Genomic DNA, 22,299 nt, shown 5'->3' with positions numbered 1-22,299 from the left:
ATCGATACCAATTTGGTTTAACGATAACCCAACGGACGGGACCGCACAAGACGCGGAGCCAGAACCGGAAGGGGACCGGGAGGAGGAGGAGACCGATGAAGCGCCTGATCGGGCAAATTTGGTCGATCGTCGATCTTGTGATCGCCGTGCTGCTGGCGGCCATGATCGCGCTGGTCTTTGCCAATGTCGTTCTGCGCTATGGCTTTTCATCGGGCATCCGGCAGTCGGTTGAACTGGCGCGGTTGTGGTTCGTCTGGGTGGTCATGCTGGGGGCGGCGGTGGTGCTGCGCCGGGGGGAACATCTGGCGGTGGCCGAGTTTTCCGAGGCGCTGTTCCCGCGTGCCGTACCCACCCTTCGCCGGCTGTGTTGGGTGGTGGTGATCATCGCGGTGGGGATGCTGTTCATCGGGGCCTTGAACCAGACCATGTCCAACTGGAACAACATCTCGCAGCTGACCGGCCTGCCGTCGGCGCTGTTCTATCTGGCGGGCGTGGTATCAGCGGTTCTGATGGCCGCGATTGCCGTGGTTCGGCTCATCGACCCGATGCAGACCGGCATCGCCCGGATGGACCGGGACGAATGACGCTGGTCCTGTTCCTTGGTGTTCTGTTCGTAGCCATTCTGGCCGGGTTGCCCGTGGCATTTGCGCTTTTGCTGGCGTCGATGGCCCTGATGCTTCAGCTTGGCACCTTCAGCCCTGACATTCTGGCGCAAGGCCTGATCAACGGGGTGGACAGCTTTCCCCTGCTGGCGATCCCGTTCTTTCTGGTCGCCGGCGAGGTCATGTCTAAGGGCGGTCTGTCCGAACGGATCGTGCGCCTTGCGATGACGCTGGTTGGTCATAAGCGGGGCGGCCTTGGCTATGTGGCGGTGCTGACGGCGATTGTGCTGGCCGGGCTTTCCGGGTCGGCCGTGGCCGATGCGGCGGCGCTGGTGTCGATCCTTTATCCGATGATGCGCAACGCTGGCTATCCCGAGGGGCGCAGCCTTGGGCTTTTGGCATCAGGCGGGATCATCGCGCCGATCATCCCGCCGTCGCTGCCGCTGATTCTGATTGGGGTAGCCGGCAATATCTCTATCGCCAAGCTGTTCATGGCCGGCATCGCGCCAGGGCTGATGATGGGCATCACGCTGATGGTCGTCTGGTCCTTGCTGATGCGCAAGGAAGACATCGCAACCCTGCCAAAGGCCAGCGGCGCGGAACGGCTTTCCGCGTTCAAGGAAGGTGTATGGGCGCTTTTGCTGCCGGTCATCATCATCGGTGGCATCCGCTCGGGCGTCTTTACCCCGACCGAAGCAGCGGTGGTGGCGGCGGTCTATGCCATCGCGGTCTCGGCGCTGGTCTACCGGACGCTGACGCTGGCGCTGCTGTTCGAGGTGCTGGTCGCCGCCGGGCGGGCCACGGCGATGGTCATGTTCCTTGTCGGCGCCGCGATGGTGGCTGCATGGCTGATCACGGTGGCGCAACTGCCGCAACAACTGGCAGTCTTGCTGGAACCGCTGATCGAAAGCCCGCGCCTTCTGATGCTGGTCATCATGCTGATCGTGCTGGCGGTCGGCATGGTCATGGACCTGTCGCCCACCATCCTGATTCTGGTGCCGCTTTTGATGCCAGTGGTGAAGATGGCGGGGATCGACCCGGTGTATTTCGGCCTGATGTTCGTGATGAACTGTTCGATCGGCCTTCTGACCCCGCCCGTTGGCACCGTGCTGAACGTCATCTGCGGCGTCGGCAAGGTGCAGATGAGCGTTGCTGTCCGGGGCATCACGCCATTCCTTGCAGCCTATGTGGCGCTGCTTGTCCTGTTCATCATCTTTCCAGAACTGATCACCGTACCCGCCAAGGTTCTTGGCGGCTGATATATCCAAAGGGAGGACTACACCATGAAACTACTGAAAACCCTTGGCCTTGCATCGGCCTTCGCCTTTGCCGCGCTGTCGGCACAGGCCCAGACCGAGCTGAAACTGGCCCACGCAGCCCCCGACACCGACCTGCAACAGACGCTGTCGCTGTTCTTCAAGGAACAGGTCGAGGCGCGGACGGGCGGGTCTGTTACCGTCACGATCTTCCCGCAGGGCCAGCTTGGCAATGACGCGGCCATGATCGACGGCGCGCGGTCGGGCATCATCGACATCGCCATGTCCGGCCTGAACAACTTTACCGGCCTTGTGCCGCAGGCCGGCGCGCTGGAACTGCCCTTCATGTTCCCGACCCGCGAAACCGCCTATGCGGTGCTCGATGGCGAGATCGGGCAGGGCCTGTCGGCCGAGTTCACCCAGCACGGGCTGAAGGTTCTGGGCTTTCCGGAAAACGGCTACCGGAACATGACCAACAACCGTGGTCCGCTGCGCACGCCGGCTGACCTTGCCGGGCTGAACATGCGGGTCAACAACTCCAAGGCGCTGAACGACATGTTCGCCGCCCTTGGTGCCAACCCGTTGCAGCTGCCGGTGGCCGAGCTTTACACTGCGCTTGAAACCGGCGTCGTCGATGCGCAGGACCATCCGATCGGCATCGTCGTGTCCTTCAAGTTCAACGAGGTGCAGAAGTATCTGAGCCTGACCCAGCACGCTTATTCGGCGCTGGCTCTGGTGATGAACGACGCCAAGTTCAACGGCCTGACCGCCGATGAGCAGAAGGTCGTCCTTGAAGTGGCCGCCGAAGCCATCGCGATGCAGCGCAAGGCGGTGCAGGAAAAAGAGGCCGGCATGATCGACGAGCTGAAGGCCGCCGGCATGGAAGTGAACACCGATGTCGACGCAGCCGCATTCCAGGCGGCGGTGAAATCGGTCTGGGATGGCTTCATCGCTGAAAATGGCGATGTGGTGGTCAACGCCATCATGGCGGCGCAGCAGTAATCTGCCCGGCCATTGCGAAACCGGGGGGCGGGAAACCGCCCCCTATTCTTGCGTTTCAGCCGGTCGATTGGCGGATCAGGAGTTCCGGGGAAATGGCGATCCGGATGGCTGCGTCCTGCCGCCCGTCGAGCACATCAAGGATCAACTCGGCGGTGCGCGCGCCGATGTCGCTTGGGAAGGGGTTGATCGTGGTCAACGCGGGAACGGCGATCCCGGCGATCTCGTAATCGCCAAAGCCCGCGATCCAGAACTTTCCCGGCACATCGACCCCGCGCCTTTGGCATTCGGTCAGCGCGCCAAAGGCTGAAAGGTCAGAGACGCAGATTACCGCTTGCGTGTCAGGCATCGTTTCCAGCAGCCTGCCCATCGCCTCGGCCCCCTCGCGCATCGAGATGGGCGGCGCACCAGCGGCGATCAGCCGGGTAGCATCCAGCCCATGCGCCTGCATCGCGGCAATGAACCCGGCGCGGCGGTCGGCGCCGCGGGTATCGCGAGTGGTGTCGCCGCCGATGAAGGCGATCCGGGTCAGACCCTGCGCCACGAAGTGATCCACCATCCCGCGCACCGCGTCGGCGTTGGAAAAGCCGACGACATGGCCGATAGGGTCTTCCGGCAGATCCCAGGTCTCGATGACGGGAATCCCTGCGTTTTCCAGCATCCGCCGGGCGCGCGGGGTATGGCGGCCGCCGGTCACGACGATGGCTTCGGGGCGGCGGCGCAGGAACTGCTCGATCAGGCGTTCTTCCTCGGCCATGTCATAGTCGGTGTAGCCCAGAAGGATCTGCAACCCGCGCGGCTTCAGCCCTTCGGACAGACCGCGCAACGTGTCGGCAAAGTTGGCGTTGTTGATCGAGGGGATGGTGACGGCGATGAAGTCGGTCTTTTGCGACCGAAGGTTCGAGGCGGTGCTGTCAAAGACATAGCCCAGATCGTCAGCGGCCTTGAGGATGGCATCGCGCGTGGTCGCGCTGACCGAACTGTCGGTCTTGAAGGCCCGGCTGACCGTCATCGGCGAGACGCCCGCAAGACGGGCGACATCGGCCATTGTCGGTGACTTGCGGGTGGTGTTCATGGCGCCTTGGTATCGTTACCCCGGCCGAAAATCCAGCGTGGAGAATTTTGCTCAGGTCGGATCGAAACTGTGGGCTGTCGTGACATGGTGATGGATGCGCCCGGTGAAGAAGCGCGACAGAACGCCTTCGGTCGCGGCGCGGCCTTCCTTGCGGATCGGGTGGTCAAGGAAAGCGTCCACCGTGGCCCGGTCCGGCCAGTCGATCGCCAGGATCAGCGGGAACTCCGGCGCGCCCTCATCCCGGTCGTCGGCGAAGGTGACGTGGACGGCCAGCGCGCCGGGAAAGCGGCGCCAGACCGGCAGGATTTCGGCCAGAACGGCGGCGCGGAACGCCTCGGTCTGGCCGGGGTGGACCGTGCCTTCGAACAGGGCATAGCGGGTGATCATGTGAACTGCTCCTTGTTCGGACCTTTGAAGAATTCCATCAGCGCGGCCTGATCCTCGCCGCCCAGTCCGGCTGCCGTCAGCATCCGGTGAATCTCGGCGCAAAGGGCGGTCAGGGGCATGGGGGTGTGGGTCAGGCGGGCCAGGTCGGCGGCACCGTTCAGATCCTTGACCATGTTGTCGATGCGCCCGGTGCGGCGATAATCCCGCGCGGCGAAACGGGGCATGTATTCCTGAAGGATGGCACTGTCGGCGCGGCCCCCCTTCAGCGCCTGTGGGATCATGTCGGCATCCACGCCTGCCGCCTCGGCAAGCGCCGTCGCCTCGGCCACGGCAAGAAAACCAAGGCCGCAGAGCACCTGATTGATCAGCTTCGTCGTCTGGCCGGCACCGGGGCCACCCATCCGCGTCTGGTTCGAGGCGACCTTGGACAAGATCGCCTGCGCAGCGGCCACATCTTCCGGCGCGCCGCCCTGCATCAGGGTCAATTCGCCCGTGGCGGCCTTGGGGATGCCGCCAGAAAGCGGGCTGTCCACCCAGGCCAGACCCTTGGCCGCAGCATCAGCGGCAAGGGCCTTGGTCGCTTCGGGGTCGATCGAGGACATGTCGATGATCAGCGTTCCGGGGGCCGCGCCTTCGGCCACGCCACCCGGGCCAAAGACGGCGGCCCGCACGATATGCGGAGCGTTCAGCGACAGGATCACCGCCCGCGCGCCTGTCGCGGCATCGGCGGCAGAGGTGGCGGCGGTCGCGCCACCGGCTACCAGCGGGGCGACTTTGGCGGGGTCAAGGTCAAACACCGCAAGCGGCGTGCCGGTGGCCACCAGACGCGCGCCGATGGCACCGCCCATGGCGCCCGCACCGATCAGGGCGATTCTCTCGGTCATGTAAGCACTCCTTCGGCGGCGGCAGAGATGATGTCAGCAAGCGGTTGGTCGATGTCGATGGTCACGGCTTCATCTGGCCCGGATTCGGGACTGGGGGCCTCCAGCGCGGCGAACTGGCTGTCCAGAAGGCTGGGCGGCATGTAGTGGCCCGTGCGCGCAGACATCCGCCCGGCAATCAGGTCGCGGCTGCCCGACAGGTGGATGAACCGCACCGGCCCGCCCGCACCGGCCCGCAGCCGGTCACGGTAGGCGCGACGCAGGGCCGAGCAGCCGACGATCACCGGCGCCTCGGTGGCCAGCACTTCGGCCACCCGGTCCAGCCATGGCCAGCGGTCCTCATCCGTCAACGGGATGCCCGCGCGCATCTTTTCCACATTGGCGGGCGGATGCAGGTCATCGCCATCGCGGTAGGGGATGCCAAGCTGCGCGGCCAGCCCCTCACCGACCGAGGATTTGCCGCAACCCGACACGCCCATGATGACGATCCGCAAACTCATAGCGAGGCCGTGATGCCGCCGTCGACATAAAGGATGTGGCCGTTGACGAAGCTGGCGGCGTCCGAGGCGAGGAAGATGCAGGCGCCCTGCAATTCCTCGACCTTGCCCCAGCGCCCGGCGGGGGTGCGCTTTTCCAGCCAGGCGGAGAAGGTCGGGTCTGCCACCAGCGCCGCATTCAGCGGTGTGTCGAAGTAGCCTGGCGCGATGGCATTGCAGTTCAGCCCGTATTTCGCCCAGTCGGTCGCCATGCCCTTGGTCAGGTTGCCGACCGCCCCCTTCGTTGCCGTATAGGGCGCGATGGACGGGCGGGCGAGCGCGGTCTGTACCGATCCGATGTTGATGATCTTGCCCCGGCCCCGCGTGATCATGTGGCGCGCGACCGCCTGACCCACATGGAAGACGCTTGCGATGTTGGTCTGGAGAAGACGCTCGAACGCGTCGGCGGGGAAATCTTCCAACGGCGCGCGGTGCTGCATGCCGGCGTTGTTCACCAGAATGTCGATGGGCTTGCCTGTGGCCTCGAAGGCGTCCACGGCGCTGCGGACGGCGTCATGGTCGGTCGCGTCGAAGGCCAGCGTTTCGGCCCCCGGGATCCGCGCGGCGGCGGCTGCAAGTTTGCCCTTGTCCCGCCCGTTCAGCACCACCTTGGCACCCGCTGCGGCCAGACCTTCGGCCAGGGCAAAGCCGATCCCCTGCGAAGACCCGGTGATCAGCGCGCGGCGTCCCGTCAGGTCAAACATCTGCTGTCCCAAGTTCTTTTTCCTTTCAGTTCGCACTCGACAATTGTCGTTGCCTCTGTTTATGTTATCGATAACAAGAACTGTCAAGAACAAGCACTGTCAACCCGGGATCGGAAAGACCATGACCAAGCCTCATATCCTGCAAGTCGGCCCTTATCCCGAATGGGATCAGGTTCCTCTCGACGCAGCTTTCCACATGCACCGTTACTTCGAGGCCCCGGACAAGGCCAGCTTTCTGGCCGAGGTCGGGCCGCAGATCAGGGGCATCGCCACGCGGGGCGAGTTGGGAGCCAACGCCGCGATGATTGCGGCCTGCCCGCAGCTGGAGGTGATCAGCGTCTATGGCGTCGGCTATGACGCGGTTGACCTTGACGCAGCCCGCGCCCGCGGCATCCGGGTGACGAACACGCCGGATGTGCTGACCAATGACGTGGCCGACCTTGGCGTGGCGATGATGCTGGTGCAGTCGCGCGGCATGATCGGCGCGGAAACCTGGGTGCGCGACGGGTCTTGGGCAGCCAAGGGGCTTTACCCCTTGCAGCGTCGGGTCTGGGGCAAGCGGGCGGGCGTCCTTGGCCTTGGCCGGATCGGGTTCGAGGTGGCCAAGCGTCTCGCGGGCTTTGATCTGGAGATCGCCTATTCCGACGTTGGCCCCAAGGATTATGCGAAGGGGTGGGAGTTTATCGCCGACCCGGTGGCCCTTGCCGCGCGGTCGGATTTCCTGTTCGTGACGTTGGCTGCATCCGCCGTGACCCGGCATATCGTGGGCGCGAAGGTGATCGAGGCTCTGGGGCCAGAGGGCATGTTGATCAACATCAGCCGGGCTTCCAACATCGACGAAGAGGCCCTGTTGGCGGCGCTGGAATCCGGCAAGCTCGGCTCTGCCGCGTTGGATGTGTTCGAGGGCGAGCCGAAGCTCAACCCGCGTTTCCTCGACCTGCCGAATGTGCTGGTGCAACCCCACCATGCCAGCGGCACCTATGAAACCCGGCAGGCAATGGGCAAGCTGGTGCGCGACAATCTGACCGCGCATTTCGCCGGCCAGCCCCTGCTGACCCCGGTGCTGTGATGCGCGCGATTGTCATTCACGCGGCCCGCGACCTCAGGATCGAGGACCAGCCTGAGGAGGCCCCCGGTCCGGGCCAGTTGCGTTTGCGGCTGGCGACGGGGGGGGTCTGCGGGTCTGACCTGCATTACTACAACCACGGCGGCTTTGGCGCGGTGCGGCTGCGTGAACCGATGATCCTTGGCCATGAGGTTTCGGCCTTTGTCGAGGATGCGGGCGATACCGGTTTCACCAAGGGTCAACTGGTCGCCGTGTCACCCAGCCGCCCTTGTGGCACCTGCAAGTTCTGTCTGGAGGGCCTGCCGAATCAGTGCCTGAACATGCGCTTTTATGGCTCGGCCATGCCGTTCCCGCATATTCAGGGTGCATTTCGTGAAAGCCTTGTGGCCGATGCCAGCCAATGCGTCGATGCCACCGGCCTGACCCCGGGCGAGGCGGCGATGGGTGAACCCCTGGCCGTGACACTTCACGCCACGAAACGCGCGGGCGACATGCTTGGAAAGCGCGTTCTGGTCACCGGCTGCGGGCCGATTGGAGTCTTGTCGATCCTCGCCGCGAGGCGGGCGGGGGCAGCCGAGATCGTGGCGACCGACCTGTCGGATTTCACCCTGGCGCTGGCGCGCAAGGTGGGCGCGGACCGGGTGATCAACACCGGCACCGAGCCGGAGGCGCTGGCCGCCTACAGCGCCGACAAGGGCCATTTCGACGTGCTTTACGAATGCACCGGCGTTGCGGCGGCTTTGGCGGGCGGGATCGCGACGCTGCGCCCGCGTGGGGTGATCCTGCAACTGGGGCTGGGCGGCGACATGACCCTGCCGATGATGGCGATCACCGCCAAGGAGTTGGACCTGCGCGGATCGTTCCGCTTCCACCCGGAATTCGCCGTGGGCGTCGGGCTGATGCAAAAGGGGCTGATCGACGTGAAGCCGTTGATCACCCAAAGCGTCGGGCTGGATCAGGCGGAAACGGCGTTCCGGCTGGCCAGTGACCGATCACAGTCGATGAAGGCGCAGATCGTGTTTTCCGCCTAGGGCGCCGCGCTGGCGCCTATGGCCGCCAGTGCCGCCTCGGCCACCTCCACATCCTGCGCGCCGGTGCCTGATCCGATGCCGATACCGCCCAAAAGCACGCCACCGCGCCAGATCGGCAGCCCGCCGGCAAGGCCGGTCATCGCCCCGTCCGTCGCGGCGGCAATCGCGGGGCGGACGGCCTCGGGCAGCGCAGCCGAAGGTTTGCCGGTCGAGGCCGCCGTCTGCGCCTTGGCCCGGGCCGACCGCAGCGACAGAACCTTGGCCCCCGCCATCCGCAGCACCGCCAGATCGACCGCCGAGGGATCGACGATCACGATACATTGCGGCTGGCCCATGGCCTGCGCCTTTTCAGTCGCCGCATGCAGCATGGCAAAGAGCGCTGCATCGGTCAGTCTTTCGCTGGGCAGCGTGATCTGCATGGGCTGGCCTTTCGGTTTGACGCCTGTACTTGGTAACGATAACAATTATCGGAATGGGAGGCGCCTGTCATGTCATTCTTCGAAGTCCACGATCCGGCATTCGGTGCCTACGTGCTGGGCAATGCGCCGGTCAAACGGCTGGCAACAGGGTTCGACTGGGTCGAGGGGCCGGTCTGGTTTGGCGACCTTGGCTGCCTTCTGTTTTCCGACATCCCGAACAACCGCATCCTGCGCTGGACGGAAGAGGGCGTGACCACCTTCCGCAGCCCGTCGAATTACGCCAACGGCCACACCCGTGACCGGCAGGGGCGGCTGGTCAGTTGTGAACACGGGTTGCGCCGCGTCACGCGGACGGAACTGGATGGGACCGTCACGGTGATTGCCGACGGGTTCGACGACAAGCCCCTGAACAGCCCCAATGACGTGATCGTGGCGCGCGATGGCGGCATCTGGTTCTCCGACCCGCACTACGGGATCATGACCGATTACGAAGGCTTCCGCTCCGCGCAGGAACTGCCCTGTCAGGTCTACCGGGTGGACACTTCGGGCAAGGTCGAGGCGTTAATTTCCGACATGGCCTGCCCGAACGGTCTGGCCTTCAGCCCCGATGAGATGCTGCTTTATGTCGCCGATACCGGCCGGATGCACAGCAAAGACCCCCAGCATATCCGCGTCTATGACATGGTCGGGGGTCGGCCGGTCAACGGGCGGCTTTTCCACACCATCAGCCCCGGTTGCGCCGATGGCATCCGCTGCGACAGCGACGGCAACCTCTGGTCCTCGGCCGCCGACGGGGTGCATTGCATCGCGCCGGACGGGCGGCTACTGGGCAAGATCCTCGTGCCGGAACTGGTGTCGAACATCTGCTTTGGCGGGCGCGCCAAGCACCGGCTTTTCATCACCGCGACGACCAGCGTCTATTCGGTGATCCTGAACAGAAAGGGCGTACAATGGCCGTAACCACACCACAGATTGGTCTGATCGGCCTTGGCACCATGGGCTCGGCCCTTGCGCTGAACATCGCGGACAAGGGCTTTCCCATCGCGGTTTGGAACCGCACAGCGCAAGTGACCCGCGAATTCCACGCCGGGGCCGGTGAACTGGCCCGCCGCATCACCCCGACCGAGACTTTGGCCGATCTGGTGGCCGCGATCCGCCCGCCGCGCGCGATCATCCTGATGGTGCCGGCAGGGCAAGCGGTCGATGACCAGCTTGCGGCCCTCGCGCCGCTGCTGGACGCGGACGATCTGGTGATCGACGCGGGCAACGCGAATTTCCACGACACCAACCGCCGCAACGCTGCCGCTTTGCCGTTCCACTTTCTGGGAATGGGTGTTTCCGGCGGCGAAGAGGGCGCGCGTCACGGCCCGGCGATCATGGCGGGCGGCGCGGTCGAAGACTGGACGCGCATGGCCCCTGTTCTGCAAGCCATCGCGGCGCGGGCAGAGGATGGTACCCCCTGCGCTGACCACATGGGGCCTGCGGGGGCGGGGCATTTCGTCAAGGCGGTTCATAACGGCATCGAATATGCCGACATGCAGATGATCGCCGAGACCTATGGCGTGATGCGCGACGGACTGGGGATGGATGCGCAGGCCATTGGCACGACCTTCGCGCGGTGGAACGAAGGCATCCTGCGGTCCTATCTGGTCGAGATTTCGGGCAAGGTCGCGCTGGCCGCCGACCCGGTTTCAGGCGGGCCGCTGCTGGACGTGATCCTTGACGCCGCCGGGCAGAAAGGCACTGGCCGCTGGACCGTGATCGAGGCGCAGAACCTTGCCGCGCCGATCCCGGTGATCGAGGCGGCGGTGATGGCGCGCAACGTCTCGGCCCGGCTGGCGGAACGCGCGGCGGGTGAGGCGCTGTTCGGTCCGGCCCCGGCCCGCGTCGAAGGGTTGTCACCCGACGATCTTGAACAGGCGCTGATCGCCGGCAAGATCCTGTGCTATGCCCAAGGCTTTGCGATGATGACGGCGGCGGGGGCCGAGTTCGGCTGGGCGCTGGACCTGCCCGCCATCGCCCGGGTCTGGCGCGCGGGCTGCATCATCCGCTCGGCCATGCTGAACGACATGGCGGGCGCGCTGGCCGAAGACCCGGGGCGCAACCTGATGCTGGCCCCGTTCTTTGCCGACCATCTGCGCCAATCGGTTCCGGCCTTGCGCCGGGTTGTGGCGGCGGGGGCGCTGAACGGGCTGGCTAGCCCGGCGCTGTCGTCGGGTCTTGCCTGGTTCGACATGATGCGGACGGCGCGCGGCACCGCCAACATGATTCAGGGTCAGCGCGATTTCTTTGGCCTGCACGGGTTCAAGCGCCTTGACGGCGTTGCCCGCCCGCACGGCCCCTGGGCCGGGGGCTGAACCGCCAGCGCGCGGGCCTAGCCCGTCTCACCCGGCACCAGCCGCGTTGGCACCACCGTCACCTCTTGCCCCGGCTCGCCCTTCAGGCGGGCCACCAAAGCCTCGGCGGCCGCCTTGCCGATGGCCGTCGTCGGCACCACCGTCGTCGTCAACCGGCGCGGCAGGATCGAGGCCGCCTCCATCCCGCCCCAGCCGGCGATGCCGATATCCTCTGGCACCCGCAACCCGCGCGACTGGGCATAGGCCAGACCGCCGATCGCCATTTCATCATTGTGGAAATAGACGACATCAAGCTTCGGCTCGCGGCCAAGCAGCGTTTCAAGCCCGTAATAGCCAGCGTAAAAGCCCGGCGCGTCGTGCAGAACCTCGCGGGCGATCAGGGGATGGCCGGCGCGGGAAAGGGTGGTCTCGAATCCCTCTTGCCGGGCGGCCCCCATCACATCGGCCCGGGCCAGCGCGCCCACATAGCCCGCCCGCCGCCGCCCGCGCCGGATCAGAAACTGCCCCATTTCGGCGCCGCAGTCGAAATGCGAAAAGCCGACCGACATGTCGATGGGACTGGTCGTCAGATCCCAGATCTCCACCACGGGTGAAGCTGCTTGACGCAGCAGGTCCACCGTTCCCGGCGTATGGGTGCGCCCGGACAGAATCAGCCCCGCTGGACGCCAGCTGATCACCTGACGGATCCAGGCTTCCTCTTCTGCGGCGGAATGGCTATTGGCCCCGATCATCAGTTGATAGCCCAGCCGGGTCAGCGCCCGGTCAACCCCGTCAAGCACGTGGCCGAAAAGGCCCGAGGTCAGCCGTGGAACACACATGCCGACCAGCGTGCTCGCCTGATCAGAGCCGAAAGCCGCGGCCAGCCGGTTCGGCACATAACCCAATGTTTCTGCCACTTTGGTGACCTTGTCGCGGGTCTCGGCCGAAAAGCCGGACCCACCGCGCAGCACCCTGCTGACCGTCATCTTTGAGACCCCGGCAGCGCGGGCGATGTCTTCCAGATTGGCTTTCACGGCGCGGTCCTGCCTTTCGTCAAAGGTTGGCCATCAGTCCATGTTATCGATAACTTTGCGCTTGACAGCCTGCAGTCGCAAGATCATCTTTTGATACGTTACCGGTAAACCTGACGCAAGATCAGACAAACCTGCGGTAGCGACCTTGGGAGGATCCGCCATGCACCCGTCGTCTGACGGCCTGTTCTTTGACCGTATCGTCAAGTCCTTTGGCGGGACGCAGGCGCTGAAGGGCGTGTCGCTGACCGTTGGCCGGGGCGAGATCGTGGCGCTTCTGGGCGAAAATGGCGCGGGCAAGTCCACGCTGATCAAGGTGCTGGGCGGTATCCACCGCCCCGATGAAGGCGACGTGCGCATTGACGGCGCGCCTTACGCGCATGAGGCGGGCAAGGCGGGCGGGCAGAAGGTGGCCTTCATCCACCAGGATCTTGGCCTGATCGAATGGATGAGCGTCGCGGAGAACATCGCGCTGGCATTGGGCTATGTCCGCAAGGGTCGCCGGATCGACTGGACAGCCACCGAGGCTGCGGCGGATGCGGCCTTGCGTCTGGTCGAGGCCGAGTTCTCCGCCACAGCGCGCGTCTCCAGCCTGACCCGTACGCAGAAATCCCTTGTCGCCATTGCCCGCGCTCTGGCTGCCAGCAGCGATTTTCTGGTGTTGGACGAGCCAACAGCCAGCTTGCCCGCAGATGAGGTGGAGCGGCTCTTTGCCGCCCTTCGTCCGCTGAAGGCGCGCGGGGTGGGGATGATCTATGTCAGTCACCGTCTGGACGAAATCTTTCGCATCGCTGACCGTGTGGCGGTGCTGCGTGATGGGCAGATGGTCGGAATGCGCCCCATCGAACATACCACGCCCGAGGAACTGGTCAGCCTGATCGTCGGCCGCAAGGCCCGCGAAATCGCGCGGCCCGTTGTGCAGGACGGCCCCGCGATCCTGAAGGTCGAAAGCCTTGCGACCCCGGCGGTTGGACCGGTCAGCTTTGACATCCGGCGGGGTGAGCTGCTGGGTCTGGCGGGCTTGCGCGGGGCTGGTCACGAAGACATCGGCCGGGCGCTGTTCGGCGTCATCCCCCATGCCGGGCGCGTGACGCTGGACGGCCTGACCCCTGACTTGCGCACCGCCCAGACGGCAATGCAATCCGGCATCGGCCTTGTGGCGCGCGACCGGATCGGGGAAAGCGTGGCCCCCGGCCTTGCGATCCGAGAGAATGCCTTCCTGAACCCGTCGGCAACCGGGCGCGGCCTTCTGTCCATCCTGTCACCGCGCCGCGAGGAAGCCATGGCGCATGCCATCGGTCGCCGCGTCGGCCTGTCTCCGAACGATCCGACGCTGGCGATCGAGGCGCTTTCGGGCGGCAACCAGCAAAAGGTCGTGGTCGGGCGCTGGCTGGACTCTGGCCGTCGCCTTCTGATCACCGAAGACCCGACCGCAGGCGTCGATGTGGGTGCCAAGGCCGAGATCTACCACCTGCTTTATGAAGCGCTGGCCAGTGGCATGGGTGTCCTCGTCGTCTCCACCGATTTCGAGGAAATCGCCGCGATCTGTCACCGTGCCATCGTGTTCAGCCGCGGCCTGCCCGTGGCCGAACTGAGCGGCGTCGAACTTTCCACCGAATCGCTGATCCAGGCCGCATCGGCCGGTGAAGCCGCCTGAGGACCAGCCATGCCCGGAATAGACTCAAACGCCGTCGAGCCGACCAAGGACGAACTTCGCGGCCTGACCCCGCTGCGCAAGGCGCTGCGGTTGGCGCCGACCTATGGGCTGGTGATCCTGATGCTGGGGTTGATCCTTCTGTTCTCGATCCTGTTGCCCACCACCTTTCCGACACTGCTGAACCTGCGCTCCATCCTGAGTGACAAGGCGATCATCGCGCTTCTGGCCCTTGCCGCCATGATCCCGATGGTGGCGGGGCGCATCGATCTGACCGTCGGCTACGGGATTGTGCTGTGGCATATCCTCGCGATCAGCCTGCAGACGCTTTACGGCGTGCCGTGGCCCGTGGCGGTGGCCATCGTGCTGGTGCTGGGCGTGATCACCGGGGCGCTCAATGGCCTTCTGGTCGAGGTGGCGCGGATCGACAGCTTCATCGCCACCCTTGGCACCGGCACCGTGCTTTATGCGCTGGCGCTGTGGCACACCGGCGGGCGGCAGATGGTGGGCGCGCTGCCCGACGCCTTTTATGCCATCAACGGCACCTTCGTCTTCGGCCTGCCGATCACCGCCTATTATGTGCTGGCGATCACGGTCGCCCTGTGGATCATCCTCGAATACACGCCCACGGGCCGCTACCTTTACGCCATCGGCGCCAATCAGCGCGCGGCGGAACTGAACGGCATCCCGACGCGGAAATTCGTGATCGGCGCTTTCGTGACCTCGGGCGCGCTGACCGCGCTGGCGGGGGTCTTGCTGGCGTCAAAGCTGCGCATCGGTCAGGCCTCGGTCGGGCTGGAGTTTCTGCTACCGGCACTGGTCGGGGCGTTCCTTGGATCAACCACCATCAAGCCGGGCCGCGTCAACGTCTGGGGAACCATCGTCGGCGTGATGATCCTGGCAGTCGGCATATCAGGAATCCAGCAGTTCGGCGGCAGTTTCTGGGTCGAACCCATGTTCAATGGCACGACGCTTCTGATCGCCATCGGCATCGCCGGTTATGCGCAACGGAAGAAGGGCGCGAAGTCAAAATAAACAGCATCTTAGGGAGGAACCACCATGCTGAAACGGACCCTGCTACAGACACTTCTCACCGGCACCATTCTGGCGGCCACCAGCCTGACCGCCTTTGCGCAAGACGCCTTTGACGGCCCGACCACCGGCCCCAAGGCGGCCGAGGGCAAGACCATCGTCGTCCTTGCGGGCGACATGAAGAACGGCGGCATCCTTGGCGTCACCACCGGGATCGAAGAAGCCGCCGCCAAGATCGGCTGGGAGGTCAAGGTGCTTGACGGTGCCGGGTCCGTGCAAAGCCGCGCGGCGGCGGTGGGGCAGGCACTAGCGCTTGGCCCGGACGGCGTTGTGATCAACGGCTTTGACGCCGCCGAACAGCAGGCCGCGCTGGAAGGTGTCGCGGCGGCGGGCATCCCGATGGTCTCGTGGCACTCCGGCCCGAAGATCGGCTGCGACGCGCCCGGCGGCATTTTCGCCAACGTCTCGACCGACGCGATGGATGTCTCCATCAAGGCGGCCGAATGGGCGCTGACGGATGCGGGCGGCAAGCCCGGCGTCGTGATCTTTACCGACAGCACCTATACCATCGCCATCCTAAAAGCCGCCAAGCTGAAGGAAGTGATCGAGGCAGGCGGCGGCACCGTCCTGCAATGGGTGGACACGCCCATTGCCGAAACCTCGGCCCGGATGGGTCCGCTGACCACCACGCTTTTGCAACAGCACGGCGCGGCATGGACCCATTCGCTGGCGATCAACGACCTGTATTTTGACTTCATGGGTCCGTCGCTGGCCGCCGCCGGGATTGATGGCAAGGGCGCGCCCAAGGCCGGGTCGGCGGGTGACGGGTCGGAAGCAGCGTTTCAGCGCATCCGCACTGGTCAGTATCAGGCGGTGACGGTGGCCGAACCCCTGAACCTGCAAGGCTGGCAACTGGTGGACGAGCTGAACCGCGCGATTTCGGGCGAGGCCTGTTCCGGCTACATCACCGCGCCCGCGCTGGTGACCGAGGCGGGGCTTGCCAACACCGAAGGCAACGCCTTTGACCCCGACAATGGCTATCGCGAGGCTTATGCAGCGATCTGGGGCAAGTAAGCTTCACCCAACCATTGAAGGTGCCAGAGCCGCGCTCTGGCACCTTTTGCGTGTCTGGCCGGCGATGTGGCCTTACGGGTCAGGCCCCCATGCTCGCGCCGGCGCCCAGCTGGCGCGAGATACGGTCGGCAAGGGCAAGCAACTCGGCCCGTGCTTCATCAAGGGGGACTGTGGCGGTGCCGGACAGTCGTCGGACGTAGGGAATGGTGATGGCAGCGACCACCCGGCCGGAAATGTCACGGACCGGGGCCGAGATGTTGATGACCCCGGCGATGGTGAAGGAATCGTTCTCGGCATAGCCGCTTTCGCGCACGCGCTGAAGGTCGGCGATGAAGGCGGCGCGGCGTTCGTCGGTGCCGTCACTGGCGCTGGCAAGCAGGCTTTCCAGCGCGTCATCATCCATCCACGCCGCAAGGACGCGGCCGGATGAGGTGTCAAACACCGGAATCCGTGCGCCCAGCCGGACGGCAGTGATGTTGTTGTCATTGCAGTCCACCTGCGCGATCACCAGCACCCGGCCGGAATGCAGGATGGCAAGGTGCATCGACTGGTTGATGCGGTTGGCCAGCTTCTGCATCGCCGCGCCCGCGACGCTGGTCAGGCGGCGGATGGGAGGGTGGGGGTGGGCGATCTCAAACATCTTGGTGGTCAGGGAATAGCGGTCATCCTCATCATTCAGCTGAACATAGTCGCGCTTGCGCAAGACCATCAGCATCCGAAAGATTTCCGAGGTGGTGCGGCCAAGGGTCTTGGCAATTTCGGCCTGGGTCTTGCCTTCGGGGGCCGAGGCGAGGTGTTCAAGGATATCAAGCCCCTTCGACAATGCCGGGGCGCGGTATTTCTCGCCCCGGTCGTCGCCGTCTTCCGTGTCGCCGTCTTCCGTGTCGCCGTCTTCCGTGTCGTCGTGATCGTCGTCAACGGGCATCGGCGGCTCCATATGGGGGCTGTGGTGCGCGAAGGATGCGTTTTGCCACTGGACCTGCACGCCGTGCCGATGACCTGACGCGCTTGCAAGCTGAGACGGTGGGCAAAAGCTACGCTTCCTGCACGCTGGAGCGGCGGCAATGGGCGCTGCAGATCGACACGGCGGCGCAAGCGCAGGCAGTGCGGCCCGATCTGAAGCCAACCCCGTTGCGCTGCTGGGATGGGGTGATGCAGGCCGCGCACGATAGGGCGGTGATCTGGCCCTTGCGCCCGCCGCATGTGCTGATGAGCTTTTCCTGCTGGCCGCCAATCTGGGCGAACCCTGCGCAGTGACGCCGGGGCCACTGGTGCCGCGCCATACCGGGCGACAGGTCTTGGCAGCAATGCAGGCGCTGGCCGATCTGGTTGACCCGGCCTGCCGGGGGATGGACCCGATTGCCGCGCTGGACGCCTTGGCAGACAGCAAGACACACCGGGTCATCCCGCTGACCTATCTGTATGCGCCCAACGGCCACGCGGGCTATCGTTCCCAACAGATCAGATTTCACGACATCCCCGCCATCGGGCAGGGTGGGCCGAACGGATCGGCGCTGGGCGGCACCGGTGTCGCGGTTTCGGCACGCACGGCCCTCCCCGAGATTTGCACACGCTTTCCCATCTGGCTGGCCCCAATGCCGCGCTGAAGCTGGCCGATCTGGGGGCCGATGTGGTGAAGGTCGAACGCGCGGGGTCGGGTGATCTTTCGCGCCAGTTGTATCTGACGGACACAAGGATTGGCGGGGAAAGCACGATCTTCCACGCGATCAACCGCAACAAGCGGTCCGTCGCGGTGGACATGAGGAACCCGGCTGACCGGGCCGCGCTGCATGATCTGATCAAGGGCGCCGGTGTGGTCTTGCAGAACTTCCGCCCCGGAGTGATGGACCGGCCGGGTTTTGGCTATGAGGCGGCGCGGACGATCAATCCACGCATCGTCCATGGGTCGGTCACCGGCTATGGCACCGAGGGGCCTTGCCCCATCGCGCGCCATGCGCTCGGCGCAGGCGCTGCCAATCCCCTGACCGGCGGCGGCGATGAGAGCAGTCTTTCCAGTAAGGCGTTCCATGGGCGGTCCTTATGCCACGCCCGGCAGGCAGGCCGGGCCGATGGGGTCAAAGCTTTTGTAGGTGAGGATGAATTCGCGGTGGCCAAGGTCTTCGGATTTCGTCAGCTGGCCCTAGGCGACGGCAACCACCAGATCGCGGATTTCACGGCCCACCTCGTCAATCGTGCGGCGGCCTTCGATGATGTCGCCAGCGTTCACGTCCATATCCACGGCCAGGGTGCGGAAGGTTTCGGGGTTGGCACAGATTTTGATGACCGGGGAAATCGCGCTGCCGACAACCGACCCGCGCCCGGTGACAAACAGCGTAAGGTGCGCGCCCGAGGCGATCATCTCCACGATTTCGGCGTTGTCGCTGATGTTGGGAAAGCCAAAGCGTACCTCGCCATCTGGCACCACGTCCATCAGGTAAAGGCCGTCATGCGGGGGAATGTCGCCGGGCTTGATGAGCCCCGAAATCGGGCTGTCGCCGGATTTCACATAGGCGCCCAGCGATTTCTTCTCGATGGTGGAAAGCCCGCCCGCCGCATTCCCGGCGGCAAAGCAGCCGTAGCCAAGAGTGGCATAATAGCGTTCGGCTTTCTGGACGCTTTCGCGCAGAAGCTGACCGAGTTCAGGGGTGTCGGCGCGGGTGGCCATAATGGCTTCGCAGCCGATCAGCTCGCCGGTTTCTTCGAAGATGCAGGCGGCTCCTTCGGCGATCAACAAGTCAAAGGCCCGGCCCGCCGCCGGGTTGCCCGAGATGCCGCTGGTACCATCGGACCCGCCGCAGACCGTGCCGATCACCAGATCGCTGACCGCCATCGGCACGCGGGGCAGTTCGACGATGGCATCAGGCGCGCCTTCAACCGAGGTTTGGCCGGCCTTGACGGTGGATCGGGTGCCGCCCGACTTCTGGATGACCAGCGTCTTGACGGGGCGACCCGAGGCCTGAACGGCAGCCGAGACGCGGACCTTGTCAAGGCTTTCGCAGCCAAGGGACACGAACAGCACCGCGCCCACGTTGGGGTGGGTGCAAAGCCGTTCCATCATCCGGACCTTCCGTCGGCGTCCTGCAGGACCACGCCGGGGGTATAGCCAGAGCGGATGTTGTGGACATGGACATGCGCGCCGGGCGCGATGTCGGCGGGGGCGATGCCGATGGGCATGCCGTATTTGCGGAGGGTCTCCCCCAAAGCGATGGCGCTACGGGCGATCTTGTGGGCCATGGGGATGGTTTGAGTCAGCACGACCGGGCCGCCGTCCAGTGTGACCTTGGTTCCCGCAGACGCGGTGGCGCGGGCGACCAGCACGTTGTCATCGGGGTGCAGCAGCAGGAAAGGCCCGGTCATGGGCGGCGTTCCACCATGTAGATGTGATCGGCAACCAGCGCTGTTTCGCCGTGCTGGTTGGTCACCGTCAGCCGTTCGGTGACGCGGCCAAAGCCGGGGCGTTTCTCCATCGGCTCAGTCGCGATGATTTCCACGCGGGACCGGATGGTGTCGCCGATGAACACGGTCTTCACAAAGCGCAGCCGGTCATAGCCGTAGGAAAACGCGACAGGGTTGATGATCGTGGCCGTCAAACCGACGCCGATGGTAAAGACCATGGTGCCATGCGCGATACGCTGGCCGAAGGGCAGGGTCTTGCAGAACTCGGCATCCAGATGATGCGGGAAGAAGTCGCCGGAATGGCCGGCGTGAACCACGAAATCGGTTTCCGTGATCGTGCGGCCTACCGTCTGGCGGCCCTCGCCAATGACGAAATCCTCGAAGTGTCTGGTCTGTTCAAGCATCGGGGGCTGCCTTGATGGGCTGAACGGGCTTCGACGAGCTTTCGTAAGCCGCCTCGACCAGAGCCATGGTGTGCCATGCGTTTTCGGCGCTGCTTTCAAGGATGGTATCTTCGCCAGTGGCAAAGCGCATGACGTGCGTGAAGCGGCCAAGGAAGGCCTTGATGAACCAGTTGCCTTGCAGAGGGGGATCCGGGTCCAGTCGGTGCCGGTGTTCAGCCACAGTTTATCGGGTTCACTCATCGCGGTGCGGGTGTTCGACACGGTTGACGACGGGTGGCCGATGGTCTTGGCATGCACGCCAAGCGGGTTGCCCAAAAGGTCGCGGATCATGTCGAGGGAGTGGATGGAGTGGAGCAATATTTCCACCCGCGGCAGGTCGCAAGGAAGGCCCAGAGGTGCCACGGGGTGTCAACGGCCAGAAGGCCGTCGATATCCACCACATCGCCCAGAAGGCCCTGCGCGATGGTATCTTTCAGCGCCAGCAGCACCAGCAGCGCCGGGGCGAAGCGCAGCTGGGAATTGACGGTGGCGCGCAGCTTGCGGGCGCGGATCAGGCGGATGATCGCGTCCGCCTCGGCCAGATCGGACCCCATGGGTTTGTGGATGATGCAGGTGGCGCCTTCGGGCAAGGCGGGCGTGGCCGGCGATGCCATCAGACGGCAGGGGTTCCTCGAACCAGCCGATGTTGAGCGATTCCAGCAAGGGCAGGCGGCGCGCGGCTTCTGGCCCGGTCATCGACTGGTTGGCGTCGGTCGTGATTTCGCAATCCGGCCCAAGCGCTGCGCGCTCGGCTGTCAGACGGGCGGCATCGCCCGCGACGGCAGGTTTGCCGATCTTGATCCTGGACCCAAGGAAACCCGCCTCGCGCAGGGCGACGGCATCATCCACAAGGGCAGCGGGTTCGATAAGCAGCCAGCCGCCTTCGGTGGAATACATCGGCACCCGGGTCTTGGCCCCGCCCGCCAGCAGATGCAGCGGCAGCCCGGCGCGCTTTCCGCGCAAGTCCCAAAGCGCGATGTCTATGGCGGCAAGGGCCAGCGACATGATCGGGCCGACCGCGGTGGCGTGGCTGGTGAACAGAAGATCACGCCAGATCGCCTCGATCGCTTCGGCCTCGCGGCCCATCAGGGCGGGCAGAAGGGTGTGGCGGAGGAGGGCGAGGGTCGACGGGCCGCCGTCGCCGATGGTGTAGCTGTAGCCGCGCCCGCTGGCATCTTCGGCATCGGTCAGGGTGACGAAGATGGTTTCATGGCTTTTGAAGCATTGGATGGCGTCGGTGCGGCGGACCTTTGGCACCAGATCGACAAGGAAGGCTTCGGCCTTTTCGATGCGTGGCATGCCAGACCCTCAAGGTGGCGTCGAGCAAGTGGAATTTGTCCAGCGCGATGCCAAAATGCAGGCGTTCGCCCATTGCGACGGGGCGGGGGTTCAGCATCTTGGCCTGCACCTCGACCCCTGACAGCGTGGCGAAGAGGAGTGTCTGGGTGCCGAGGGGCTCGGTCAGAGTCACGGGCATTTCCATGTAGGCCATATGCGCGGTGGGTGGCATGGAATGGCCTTCGGGCATGATGTTGTCGGCACGAACGCCGAAGTGGACGGCTTGACCTTCATTCGCCTTGGCGCCGGGCGGCAGGGCAATCTGCGTGCCGTCAGACAGGATAACCTGCCCGTCTGTAACGGTTCCGGGCAAAAGGTTCATGGGTGATGATCCGATGAAGGTGGCGACGAAGGAATTCACCGGGCGTTCGAACACCTCAAGCGGGGTGCCGATCTGGACGATATGGCCATCACGCATGATCACGATGCGGTCGGCCAGGGTCATCGCCTCGATCTGGTCATGGGTGACGTAGATGATGGTGGTGCCGACCTTCTGGTGCAGGCGCTTGATTTCCACCCGCATCTGGTTGCGCAGCTTGGCGTCACGGTTCGACAGCGGCTCATCGAACAGGAACACATCAAGGTGGCGCACAATCGCGCGGCCCAAGGCTGCGCGCTGGCGCTGACCGCCAGAAAGCTGGCCGGGCTTGCGGTCCACCAGCGGGGTCAGCGACAGGATTTCCGCCGATTCAGCCACGGTTTTTTTGATTTCAGGCTTGGGGCGCTTGGCAATGTGCAGAGAAAGGCCAAGGTTTTCGGCCACAGTGATATGCGGGTAAAGCGCGTAGTTCTGGAACACCATGGAGATGTTGCGATCCCGAGGGGGCAGGTCGTTCACCACCCGGTTGCCGATCTGGACAGTCCCGCCCCAGATTTCCTCCAGCCCCGCGATCATCCGCAGGGTTGTGGACTTGCCGCAGCCCGAAGGCCAGACCAGCACGACAGACTCGCCATGCGCGATATCAAGGTTGATCGCGTGGACGACCGGCAGCGCGCCGTAGCTTTTGACAACGTCCCGCAGGACCACGTCTGCCATGTC

26 protein-coding genes and 1 pseudogene are annotated in these 22,299 nt (G+C 64.9%); 13 read left to right on the top strand and 14 right to left on the bottom strand.

What is annotated here, in order from left to right; all coding sequences use genetic code 11:
- Positions 1–95 precede the first annotated feature (95 nt).
- The 3 genes from QUV21_RS05450 to QUV21_RS05440 are packed head-to-tail and all read left to right on the top strand — an operon-like array spanning position 96 to position 2,860.
- Entirely contained in the window at positions 96–584 is a 489-nt protein-coding gene (locus tag QUV21_RS05450; RefSeq protein WP_300853617.1) for a TRAP transporter small permease, read from the top strand.
- Positions 581–1,861: a TRAP transporter large permease subunit gene (locus QUV21_RS05445; protein ID WP_300853616.1), complete on the top strand. Its 1,281-nt coding sequence runs from the start codon at positions 581–583 to the stop codon at positions 1,859–1,861. The genes QUV21_RS05450 and QUV21_RS05445 overlap by 4 nt, the downstream gene beginning before the upstream one ends.
- 24 nt (positions 1,862–1,885) lie before the next feature.
- Positions 1,886–2,860: a DctP family TRAP transporter solute-binding subunit gene (locus QUV21_RS05440; RefSeq protein WP_300853615.1), complete on the top strand. Its 975-nt coding sequence runs from the start codon at positions 1,886–1,888 to the stop codon at positions 2,858–2,860.
- A 55-nt stretch (positions 2,861–2,915) separates the two neighbouring features.
- Here QUV21_RS05440 and QUV21_RS05435 read toward each other — a convergent pair whose 3' ends face one another.
- From QUV21_RS05435 to QUV21_RS05415, 5 genes are read right to left on the bottom strand one after another with little or no spacing between them, the layout of a single operon-like run.
- Positions 2,916–3,932, bottom strand: coding sequence for a LacI family DNA-binding transcriptional regulator (locus QUV21_RS05435; protein ID WP_300853614.1), 1,017 nt, complete (start codon positions 3,930–3,932; stop codon positions 2,916–2,918).
- Between the two features lie 51 nt (positions 3,933–3,983).
- Entirely contained in the window at positions 3,984–4,319 is a 336-nt protein-coding gene (locus QUV21_RS05430) for a hypothetical protein (protein ID WP_300853613.1), read from the bottom strand.
- The gene (locus tag QUV21_RS05425) at positions 4,316–5,203 is read right to left on the bottom strand and encodes an NAD(P)-dependent oxidoreductase (RefSeq protein WP_300853612.1); all 888 of its coding nucleotides are present in this window, start codon (positions 5,201–5,203) and stop codon (positions 4,316–4,318) included. Before QUV21_RS05425 ends, QUV21_RS05430 begins: the two co-directional genes overlap by 4 nt.
- A complete protein-coding gene (locus QUV21_RS05420) occupies positions 5,200–5,700 on the bottom strand; it encodes a gluconokinase (protein WP_300853611.1) in 501 nt (166 codons plus the stop codon). Before QUV21_RS05420 ends, QUV21_RS05425 begins: the two co-directional genes overlap by 4 nt.
- Positions 5,697–6,452, bottom strand: coding sequence for an SDR family oxidoreductase (locus QUV21_RS05415; protein WP_300853610.1), 756 nt, complete (start codon positions 6,450–6,452; stop codon positions 5,697–5,699). The genes QUV21_RS05420 and QUV21_RS05415 overlap by 4 nt, the downstream gene beginning before the upstream one ends.
- A 109-nt stretch (positions 6,453–6,561) precedes the next feature.
- On the opposite strand from QUV21_RS05415, the gene QUV21_RS05410 reads away from it, so the two are divergent.
- A complete protein-coding gene (locus QUV21_RS05410; protein ID WP_300853609.1) occupies positions 6,562–7,509 on the top strand; it encodes a 2-hydroxyacid dehydrogenase in 948 nt (315 codons plus the stop codon).
- A complete protein-coding gene (locus tag QUV21_RS05405) occupies positions 7,509–8,537 on the top strand; it encodes an L-idonate 5-dehydrogenase (protein ID WP_300853608.1) in 1,029 nt (342 codons plus the stop codon). The genes QUV21_RS05410 and QUV21_RS05405 overlap by 1 nt, the downstream gene beginning before the upstream one ends.
- On the opposite strand, the gene QUV21_RS05400 is transcribed toward QUV21_RS05405, so the two are convergent.
- Positions 8,534–8,956: a heme-binding protein gene (locus QUV21_RS05400; RefSeq protein WP_300853607.1), complete on the bottom strand. Its 423-nt coding sequence runs from the start codon at positions 8,954–8,956 to the stop codon at positions 8,534–8,536. The two genes, QUV21_RS05405 and QUV21_RS05400, sit on opposite strands and share 4 nt — an antisense overlap.
- Positions 8,957–9,025: 69 nt before the next feature.
- Here QUV21_RS05400 and QUV21_RS05395 point away from each other — a divergent pair, with 69 nt between their 5' ends.
- Complete coding sequence (locus QUV21_RS05395; protein ID WP_300853606.1) at positions 9,026–9,916, top strand: SMP-30/gluconolactonase/LRE family protein; 891 nt, start codon at positions 9,026–9,028, stop codon at positions 9,914–9,916.
- Positions 9,907–11,313, top strand: a complete 1,407-nt coding sequence (gndA, locus tag QUV21_RS05390; protein WP_300853605.1) for an NADP-dependent phosphogluconate dehydrogenase — start codon at positions 9,907–9,909, stop codon at positions 11,311–11,313. Before QUV21_RS05395 ends, gndA begins: the two co-directional genes overlap by 10 nt.
- Before the next feature lie 17 nt (positions 11,314–11,330).
- Here gndA and QUV21_RS05385 read toward each other — a convergent pair whose 3' ends face one another.
- Positions 11,331–12,326, bottom strand: a complete 996-nt coding sequence (locus QUV21_RS05385; RefSeq protein ID WP_300853604.1) for a LacI family DNA-binding transcriptional regulator — start codon at positions 12,324–12,326, stop codon at positions 11,331–11,333.
- Between the two features lie 160 nt (positions 12,327–12,486).
- On the opposite strand from QUV21_RS05385, the gene QUV21_RS05380 reads away from it, so the two are divergent.
- From QUV21_RS05380 to QUV21_RS05370, 3 genes are read left to right on the top strand one after another with little or no spacing between them, the layout of a single operon-like run.
- The gene (locus QUV21_RS05380; protein WP_300853603.1) at positions 12,487–13,980 is read left to right on the top strand and encodes a sugar ABC transporter ATP-binding protein; all 1,494 of its coding nucleotides are present in this window, start codon (positions 12,487–12,489) and stop codon (positions 13,978–13,980) included.
- A 9-nt stretch (positions 13,981–13,989) separates the two neighbouring features.
- Positions 13,990–15,012: an ABC transporter permease gene (locus tag QUV21_RS05375; RefSeq protein ID WP_300853602.1), complete on the top strand. Its 1,023-nt coding sequence runs from the start codon at positions 13,990–13,992 to the stop codon at positions 15,010–15,012.
- A 24-nt stretch (positions 15,013–15,036) separates the two neighbouring features.
- Positions 15,037–16,083, top strand: a complete 1,047-nt coding sequence (locus tag QUV21_RS05370; protein ID WP_300853601.1) for a substrate-binding domain-containing protein — start codon at positions 15,037–15,039, stop codon at positions 16,081–16,083.
- A 79-nt stretch (positions 16,084–16,162) separates the two neighbouring features.
- Here the strand turns inward: QUV21_RS05370 and QUV21_RS05365 are convergent, their stop codons facing one another.
- Positions 16,163–17,008 (bottom strand): IclR family transcriptional regulator, encoded by an 846-nt coding sequence (locus QUV21_RS05365; protein ID WP_300853600.1) that lies wholly within the window; start codon positions 17,006–17,008, stop codon positions 16,163–16,165.
- A 35-nt stretch (positions 17,009–17,043) separates the two neighbouring features.
- Here QUV21_RS05365 and QUV21_RS05360 point away from each other — a divergent pair, with 35 nt between their 5' ends.
- The 3 genes and pseudogenes from QUV21_RS05360 to QUV21_RS05350 all read left to right on the top strand — a co-directional run.
- On the top strand, positions 17,044–17,340 hold the full coding sequence (locus QUV21_RS05360; protein WP_300853599.1) for a hypothetical protein: 297 nt from the start codon (positions 17,044–17,046) through the stop codon (positions 17,338–17,340).
- Between the two features lie 14 nt (positions 17,341–17,354).
- Positions 17,355–17,690 (top strand): hypothetical protein, encoded by a 336-nt coding sequence (locus QUV21_RS05355; protein WP_300853598.1) that lies wholly within the window; start codon positions 17,355–17,357, stop codon positions 17,688–17,690.
- Between the two features lie 23 nt (positions 17,691–17,713).
- Positions 17,714–17,959: pseudogene (locus tag QUV21_RS05350) on the top strand (CoA transferase); the annotation flags it as partial.
- Between the two features lie 264 nt (positions 17,960–18,223).
- On the opposite strand, the gene QUV21_RS05345 reads toward QUV21_RS05350, so the two are convergent.
- The 6 genes from QUV21_RS05345 to ugpC all read right to left on the bottom strand — a co-directional run bounded on the left by QUV21_RS05345 (position 18,224) and on the right by ugpC (position 22,296).
- Complete coding sequence (locus QUV21_RS05345) at positions 18,224–19,141, bottom strand: UxaA family hydrolase (protein ID WP_300853597.1); 918 nt, start codon at positions 19,139–19,141, stop codon at positions 18,224–18,226.
- Positions 19,138–19,440, bottom strand: coding sequence for a UxaA family hydrolase (locus QUV21_RS05340; RefSeq protein WP_300853596.1), 303 nt, complete (start codon positions 19,438–19,440; stop codon positions 19,138–19,140). The genes QUV21_RS05345 and QUV21_RS05340 overlap by 4 nt, the downstream gene beginning before the upstream one ends.
- Positions 19,437–19,883, bottom strand: coding sequence for a MaoC/PaaZ C-terminal domain-containing protein (locus QUV21_RS05335; protein WP_300853595.1), 447 nt, complete (start codon positions 19,881–19,883; stop codon positions 19,437–19,439). The genes QUV21_RS05340 and QUV21_RS05335 overlap by 4 nt, the downstream gene beginning before the upstream one ends.
- Positions 19,876–20,103, bottom strand: coding sequence for a hypothetical protein (locus QUV21_RS05330; RefSeq protein ID WP_300853594.1), 228 nt, complete (start codon positions 20,101–20,103; stop codon positions 19,876–19,878). Before QUV21_RS05330 ends, QUV21_RS05335 begins: the two co-directional genes overlap by 8 nt.
- A gap of 188 nt (positions 20,104–20,291) precedes the next feature.
- Entirely contained in the window at positions 20,292–21,221 is a 930-nt protein-coding gene (locus QUV21_RS05325) for an enolase C-terminal domain-like protein (protein ID WP_300853593.1), read from the bottom strand.
- Entirely contained in the window at positions 21,130–22,296 is a 1,167-nt protein-coding gene (gene ugpC, locus QUV21_RS05320; RefSeq protein ID WP_300853592.1) for a sn-glycerol-3-phosphate ABC transporter ATP-binding protein UgpC, read from the bottom strand. The genes QUV21_RS05325 and ugpC overlap by 92 nt, the downstream gene beginning before the upstream one ends.
- Positions 22,297–22,299 lie beyond the last annotated feature (3 nt).

The sequence above is a fragment of the Tabrizicola sp. genome, assembly GCF_030373185.1.
GTDB lineage: Bacteria > Pseudomonadota > Alphaproteobacteria > Rhodobacterales > Rhodobacteraceae > Tabrizicola.
This window is presented reverse-complemented; position numbering and strand designations above follow the sequence as displayed.

Excerpts from the sequence above, each read along its gene's own strand:
- QUV21_RS05375 (WP_300853602.1), top strand. The coding sequence starts at position 13,990 with ATGCCCGGAATAGACTCAAACGCCGTCGAGCCGACCAAGGACGAACTT.
- QUV21_RS05435 (WP_300853614.1), bottom strand. The coding sequence starts at position 3,932 with ATGAACACCACCCGCAAGTCACCGACAATGGCCGATGTCGCCCGTCTT.
- QUV21_RS05405 (WP_300853608.1), top strand. The coding sequence starts at position 7,509 with ATGCGCGCGATTGTCATTCACGCGGCCCGCGACCTCAGGATCGAGGAC.
- QUV21_RS05410 (WP_300853609.1), top strand. The coding sequence starts at position 6,562 with ATGACCAAGCCTCATATCCTGCAAGTCGGCCCTTATCCCGAATGGGAT.
- QUV21_RS05360 (WP_300853599.1), top strand. The coding sequence starts at position 17,044 with ATGCGTTTTGCCACTGGACCTGCACGCCGTGCCGATGACCTGACGCGC.
- QUV21_RS05365 (WP_300853600.1), bottom strand. The coding sequence starts at position 17,008 with ATGCCCGTTGACGACGATCACGACGACACGGAAGACGGCGACACGGAA.
- QUV21_RS05400 (WP_300853607.1), bottom strand. The coding sequence starts at position 8,956 with ATGCAGATCACGCTGCCCAGCGAAAGACTGACCGATGCAGCGCTCTTT.
- gndA (WP_300853605.1), top strand. The coding sequence starts at position 9,907 with ATGGCCGTAACCACACCACAGATTGGTCTGATCGGCCTTGGCACCATG.
- QUV21_RS05440 (WP_300853615.1), top strand. The coding sequence starts at position 1,886 with ATGAAACTACTGAAAACCCTTGGCCTTGCATCGGCCTTCGCCTTTGCC.
- QUV21_RS05430 (WP_300853613.1), bottom strand. The coding sequence starts at position 4,319 with ATGATCACCCGCTATGCCCTGTTCGAAGGCACGGTCCACCCCGGCCAG.
- QUV21_RS05420 (WP_300853611.1), bottom strand. The coding sequence starts at position 5,700 with ATGAGTTTGCGGATCGTCATCATGGGCGTGTCGGGTTGCGGCAAATCC.
- QUV21_RS05370 (WP_300853601.1), top strand. The coding sequence starts at position 15,037 with ATGCTGAAACGGACCCTGCTACAGACACTTCTCACCGGCACCATTCTG.
- QUV21_RS05335 (WP_300853595.1), bottom strand. The coding sequence starts at position 19,883 with ATGCTTGAACAGACCAGACACTTCGAGGATTTCGTCATTGGCGAGGGC.
- QUV21_RS05380 (WP_300853603.1), top strand. The coding sequence starts at position 12,487 with ATGCACCCGTCGTCTGACGGCCTGTTCTTTGACCGTATCGTCAAGTCC.
- QUV21_RS05395 (WP_300853606.1), top strand. The coding sequence starts at position 9,026 with ATGTCATTCTTCGAAGTCCACGATCCGGCATTCGGTGCCTACGTGCTG.
- QUV21_RS05425 (WP_300853612.1), bottom strand. The coding sequence starts at position 5,203 with ATGACCGAGAGAATCGCCCTGATCGGTGCGGGCGCCATGGGCGGTGCC.
- QUV21_RS05445 (WP_300853616.1), top strand. The coding sequence starts at position 581 with ATGACGCTGGTCCTGTTCCTTGGTGTTCTGTTCGTAGCCATTCTGGCC.
- QUV21_RS05345 (WP_300853597.1), bottom strand. The coding sequence starts at position 19,141 with ATGATGGAACGGCTTTGCACCCACCCCAACGTGGGCGCGGTGCTGTTC.
- QUV21_RS05450 (WP_300853617.1), top strand. The coding sequence starts at position 96 with ATGAAGCGCCTGATCGGGCAAATTTGGTCGATCGTCGATCTTGTGATC.
- QUV21_RS05325 (WP_300853593.1), bottom strand. The coding sequence starts at position 21,221 with ATGCCACGCATCGAAAAGGCCGAAGCCTTCCTTGTCGATCTGGTGCCA.
- ugpC (WP_300853592.1), bottom strand. The coding sequence starts at position 22,296 with ATGGCAGACGTGGTCCTGCGGGACGTTGTCAAAAGCTACGGCGCGCTG.
- QUV21_RS05340 (WP_300853596.1), bottom strand. The coding sequence starts at position 19,440 with ATGACCGGGCCTTTCCTGCTGCTGCACCCCGATGACAACGTGCTGGTC.